General features: G+C 72.9%; 5 protein-coding genes. All 5 read left to right on the plus strand.

Translation table 11 applies throughout. From position 1 onward, the window contains the following. Positions 1-181 precede the first annotated feature (181 nt). On the plus strand, positions 182-1711 hold the full coding sequence (locus tag ACESL7_RS12255; RefSeq protein WP_372893603.1) for an ABC transporter ATP-binding protein: 1530 nt from the start codon (positions 182-184) through the stop codon (positions 1709-1711). Positions 1712-1855: 144 nt separating this feature from the next. Beyond that, positions 1856-2941, plus strand: coding sequence for an ABC transporter permease (locus ACESL7_RS12260; protein ID WP_372893604.1), 1086 nt, complete (start codon positions 1856-1858; stop codon positions 2939-2941). Position 2942: 1 nt separating this feature from the next. Next, a complete protein-coding gene (locus tag ACESL7_RS12265; RefSeq protein WP_372893605.1) occupies positions 2943-3866 on the plus strand; it encodes an ABC transporter permease in 924 nt (307 codons plus the stop codon). A 52-nt stretch (positions 3867-3918) separates the two neighbouring features. Then, positions 3919-4998: a BMP family ABC transporter substrate-binding protein gene (locus tag ACESL7_RS12270; protein WP_372893606.1), complete on the plus strand. Its 1080-nt coding sequence runs from the start codon at positions 3919-3921 to the stop codon at positions 4996-4998. Between the two features lie 292 nt (positions 4999-5290). After that, the coding region (locus ACESL7_RS12275; RefSeq protein ID WP_372893607.1) for an aldo/keto reductase at positions 5291-5642 on the plus strand (352 nt) is incomplete at its 3' end.

The following is a 5642-nucleotide window of genomic DNA, read 5'->3' on the forward strand; positions in this document are numbered from 1 at the left end:
CATGGGTCAAGCCTAGCCGCCGCGCCCGGCCCCGGCAATCGGCGACGCCGGGTCGGCCGGGCGGATGCCTGCCGATGCGGCAGCCGGCCCCGCCGACGGCGCACGGGGCGACGGCGGCGATTGCGCCCCGCCGCTCCTTTCGGCTAAGGCGAAACGGGCGCGCGACGGGGGCGACGACGGAATGGATCGCACGGGCGAAACGGTGCTGGGCCTCAGGGGGCTGTCGAGGGCCTACCCCGGCGTGCGCGCCTGCGACGACATCACGCTCGACATCCGGCGCGGCGAGATCCACGCGCTCCTCGGCGAGAACGGGGCCGGCAAGTCCACGCTGGTCAAGATGATCTACGGCCTCGTCACCCCCGACGCGGGAGAGATGACGCTGGACGGACGGCCCTTCGCGCCCGCCGACCCGAACGCCGCGCGCCGCGCCGGCGTGGCGATGGTCTTTCAGCACTTCTCGCTCTTCGATGCGCTCACCGTGGCCGAGAACATCGCGCTGGGCATGGAGGACGCGCCGCCGCCCCGACGCCTCGCCGCGCGCATCCGCGAGGTCTCGGAGCTCTACGGCCTGCCGCTCGACCCGCACCGCACCGTCGGCACGCTCTCGGCGGGCGAGCGCCAGAGGGTCGAGATCGTGCGCTGCCTGCTGCAGGGCCCTCGCGTGCTGATCATGGACGAGCCGACCAGCGTGCTCACCCCGCAGGAGGCGGAGATCCTCTTCGAGACGCTGAGGAAGCTCGCCGCGGAGGGCACGGCGATCCTCTACATCTCCCACAAGCTCGAGGAGATCCGCGCGCTCTGCGACACGGCGACGATCCTGCGCCGGGGCCAGGTGGTCGCCACCTGCACGCCGGCCGAGACCACCGCGCGCGAGATGGCGGAGCTCATGGTGGGCGCCAGCTTCGCCCCCGTCGCCCCGGCCGCGCGCGAGACGGGGGCGGTCGCGCTCGAGGCGCGGGGGCTCGCCGCGCCGGCGCCCGGCGCCTTCGGCACGCCGCTTCATGACCTGTCGTTCACGCTGCGCGCCGGCGAGGTGCTCGGCCTCGGCGGCGTCGCCGGCAACGGGCAGGACGAGCTCCTCGCCGTGCTCGCCGGCGAACGCGCCCTGCCCCGCGGCATGCTCTTTCTCGACGGCGCCGACATCGGCCGGCTCGGCCCGCAGGCGCGGCGCGCGCGCGGCCTCGCCACCGCACCCGAGGAACGCCTCGGCCACGCCGCCGCGCCCGAGATGAGCCTCACCGAGAACGCACTGCTGACGGCGGCGCGGCGTCCGGGGCTCCTCAGGCAGGGCTTCATCGACTGGGCCGCCGTGCGGCGCTTCGCCGAGGAGGTGATCGAGCGTTTCGACGTCCGCACCCCGGGGCCAGAGGCGGCGGCGCGGGCGCTTTCGGGCGGCAACCTCCAGAAGTTCGTGATCGGCCGCGAGATCGCGCAGGCGCCGCGCGTGCTGGTCGTCAACCAGCCGACCTGGGGCGTGGACGCGGCGGCGGCCGCGGCGATCCGGCAGGCGCTTCTCGACATGGCCGCCGCCGGAACGGCGATCCTGGTCATCAGCCAGGATCTCGACGAGCTCTTCGAGGTGGCCGACCGGTTCGGCGCGCTCGTCGGCGGCCGGCTGAGCGAGATCCGCCCGATGCGCGACCTCAGCCTCGAACGGATCGGCCTGATGATGGGCGGCGCACACGACATGGAGGTGGCGCATGTGGGGTGATCGGAGCGCGCCGAAGCGGCCCCTGCGCCCGGCGCGGCTGTCGCTCGGATATTTCGAGGCCCTCGACAGGGGGGGGATGGCCTGCGCGAAGAGGGACCGTCAGGGACCGATGCGCGCGGCGGTGCCCGCCGGCAGGGCGCAGGCGTGATCGCGCTCGAGAAACGGCCCGAGCCGTCGCGCCTCTGGCGCGCGGCGACGCCGCCCATCGCCGTCGTACTGACGATGCTCGCCGGCGGCGCGATGTTCGCCGCGCTCGGCGCCGATCCGGTCGCCGCGATCCGGGTGATCTTCTGGGACCCGCTCTTCGATCCGGCCGTCGCCTCCTACGCGCGGCCGCAGCTCCTGGTGAAGGCCGGGCCGCTCATCCTGATCGCGGTGGGCCTCGCCATCGGCTTCCGCTCGGGCGTCTGGAACATCGGCGCCGAGGGACAGTACATCATCGGCGGCGTGTGCGGGGCCGCCGCGGCGCTCGCCTTCTACCCGGCCGAGACGCGGGCGATCTTCCCGCTCGCGGTGCTCGCCGGTGCGGCAGGCGGCCTCGCCTGGGGGATGATCCCCGCGCTCCTGAAGGTCCGCTTCGGAACGAACGAGATCCTCGTCTCCCTGATGCTGGTCTATGTCGCCGAATCCGTCCTCGCCTCGGTCAGTTCGGGGCTTCTCCAGAACCCCGAGGGCCGCGGGTTTCCGGGCTCGCGCAACCTCGCGCAGTGGGACGCGGTGGCCAACCGCGAACTGATCGCCGGCACGGGGATGCACTGGGGCGTCGGCGCCGCCTTCGTCGCGGTGATCGCCGCCTACATCCTGATGAGCCGGCACATCCTCGGCTTCCAGCTTCGCCTTTCGGGCGCGGCACCGCGCGCCGCGCGCTTCGCCGGCATCACCCCGCGGCGTGTGGTGCTGACCTGCTTCGCGATCTCGGGCGCGCTCGCCGGCTTGGCGGGCTTCTTCGAGGTCGCGGGCCCGGCCGGGCAGATCAGCATCGACTTCGGCTCCTTCTACGGCTTCACCGCGATCATCGTCGCCTTCCTCGGGCGTCTGCACCCGGTGGGCATCCTGCTCGCCGGGCTGCTGATGGCGCTCACCTACATCGGCGGCGAGATGGCGCAGCTGACGCTCGGCCTGCCGGCCGCGGCGATCCAGCTCTTCCAGGGAATGCTGCTCTTCTTCCTGCTCGCGACGGATGTCTTCGTGAACTACCGTCTCAGACCGCGGCGCCGGGAGGCCGCCTGACATGGACCTCGCCACGATCCAGCCCGCGATCCTGATCGCCTCGCTGATGGTCTCCTCGACGCCGATCCTGCTCGCCGCGCTGGGCGAGATGGTGGTCGAGCGCGCCGGGGTGCTGAACCTCGGGGTCGAGGGGATGATGATCACCGGCGCGGTGGCCGGCTTCGCCGTCGCGATCAACTCGGGCAGCCCGGCGCTCGGCTTCCTCGGCGCGGCGGCGGCGGGCGCGGCGCTTTCGCTCGCCTTCGCGGTGCTGACGCAGCTTCTGCTCTCGAACCACGTCGCCACGGGCCTCGCGCTGACGCTCGCCGGGCTCGGGCTCTCCTCGCTCGTCGGCAAGCCCTACGAGGGGATGAAGGCGCCCACCCTGCCGAAGCTCGACCTCGGCCCGCTCGCCGAGATCCCGGTCCTCGGGCGCGTGCTCTTCTCGCACGACCTCATGGTCTATGCGAGCCTCGCGCTGGTCGCCGCCGTCTGGGCGATCCTGCGCGCCACGCGGGCGGGGCTGATCCTGCGCGCCGTCGGCGAAAGCGCGGAGGCCGCCCATGCGCTCGGCTACAGCGTGGTGCGCGTGCGCGTGCTCGCCATCCTCTTCGGCGGCGCGCTCGCGGGGCTCGGCGGCGCCTACATCAGCCTCGTGCGCGTGCCGCAATGGACGGAAGGCATGACCGCCGGCGCCGGCTGGATCGCGCTCGCCATCGTGGTCTTCGCCTCCTGGCGCGCGGGCTGGGTGCTGGTGGGCGCCTACCTTTTCGGCGGCGTCACCGTGCTGCAGCTCAACCTGCAGGCCGCGGGCGCGGCGGTACCCGTCACGCTCTTGTCGGCTTCGCCCTATCTGGTAACGATCCTCGTGCTCGTGTTCATCTCGGCCCGCGGGCTGCAGGGCGCGCCCGCCGCGCTGGGCCGGAGCTTCCACGCCTCGGGCTAGGCCCGCACCGGCCGCCCCGGCGGCACAGACGCAACACCAAGGGGGGTATCCCATGTATCGCAGAACGCTTCTTTCCACCGCCGCGGCGCTCGCCCTCGGCCTCGGCCTGCCCGCCGCGGCGCAGGACGACCCGATGAAGATCGGTTTCATCTACGTCGGCCCGATCGGCGACGGCGGCTGGACCTACACCCACAACGAGGGCCGCCTCGCCGTCGAGGAGCACTTCGGCGACGCCGTCGAGACCGTCTACCAGGAGAGCGTGCCGGAAGGCGCCGACGCCACGCGCGCGATGACGCAGATGGCGCTCTCGGGCGCGGACATGATCTTCGCCACCTCCTTCGGCTACATGGACCAGGTGCTCGAGGTGGCCGAGCAGTTCCCCGACGTGACCTTCGAGCACGCCACCGGCTACAAGCAGGCCGAGAACGTGGCGACCTACTCCGCGCGCTTCTACGAGGGCCGCGCGGTGATCGGCCACATCGCGGGCCGCATGACCGAGACGAACACCGTCGGCTACATCGCCTCCTACCCGATCCCGGAAGTGATCCGCGGCATCAACTCCGCCTACATCCACGCCAAGAAGGCCAACCCCGAGGTCGAGTTCCGCGTCGTCTGGGCCTACACCTGGTTCGACCCGGCCAAGGAGGCCGACGCGGCGAGCGCGCTGATCGAGCAGGGCGCCGACGTGATCCTGCAGCACACCGACTCCACCGCGCCGCTCGCGGCGGCGGAATCGGCCGGCGACGTGATCGGCTTCGGACAGGCCTCCGACATGGCGGAGTACAAGCCCTCTCCCCGCGTCTCCTCGATCCTCGACATCTGGGGCCCCTACTACATCGACCGGATCGAGGCCGTCATGGACGGCACCTGGGAGAGCGGCGACACCTGGCACGGCATCGGCGAGGGCATGGTCGGCATCGGCGAGATCACCGAGGCGGTGCCGGAGGACGTCCGCGAGGAGGCGCTCGCGCTCAAGGAGAGCATCGCGTCGGGCGAATATCACCCCTTCACCGGCCCGCTGAACAGGCAGGACGGCACGACGTGGCTCGCCGAGGGCGAAACCGCCGACGACGGCACGCTGCTCGGCATGGACTTCTACGTCGAGGGGATCACCAGCGAGATCCCCGACTGATCCCTTGCGCCGCCCCGGCCCGCCCGGGGCGGCGGCCCCGCGCCCCCCTCGCTCGAACGCACCACGCCGGACGGGACACGACGGGAAACGCCCGGCCCCGTCCCGCGCTTCTTCTTGGATCCAAATATCCCGGGGGAGTCGCGCGCGCCCCGCGCGCGGCGGGGGCAGCGCCCCCGTGCCATCGCCGGCCCCACGCGCCGCGCACCGCCACCTCCGCGCGACATCGGCCGCCGGGCGGAAGGGGGCGCCCGCCCCCTCCCCCCCCGCCCCGCGCCGTGCGATTGTCCGGCCGATGACGACGCTCCGCTCCCCCGACGGCACCCCGGCGAGCCGCTTCGCCTTCGGCGCGATGCAGATCGGCGGCGCGGCGGACGAGGCTGCCTCCGCGGCGATGGTCGAGGCTGCGCTGGCTGCAGGGATCACGCATTTCGACACCGCCTACGTCTACACCGACGGCCGCTCGGAGGAGATCCTCGGCCGCCTCCTCCGGCCCCACCGCGACCGCGTCACGATCGCGACGAAGGCCGGCTACACGGGCGGCGCCGCGCCCGAGACGCTTCAGGCGCAGTTCGACGCGAGCCGCCGACGGCTCGGGATGGACCGGGTGGAGATCCTCTACCTCCACCGCTGGGACCCGGAGGCGC

Source organism: Rhodosalinus sp., from assembly GCF_041685465.1.
In the GTDB taxonomy this organism is placed as follows: domain Bacteria; phylum Pseudomonadota; class Alphaproteobacteria; order Rhodobacterales; family Rhodobacteraceae; genus Rhodosalinus.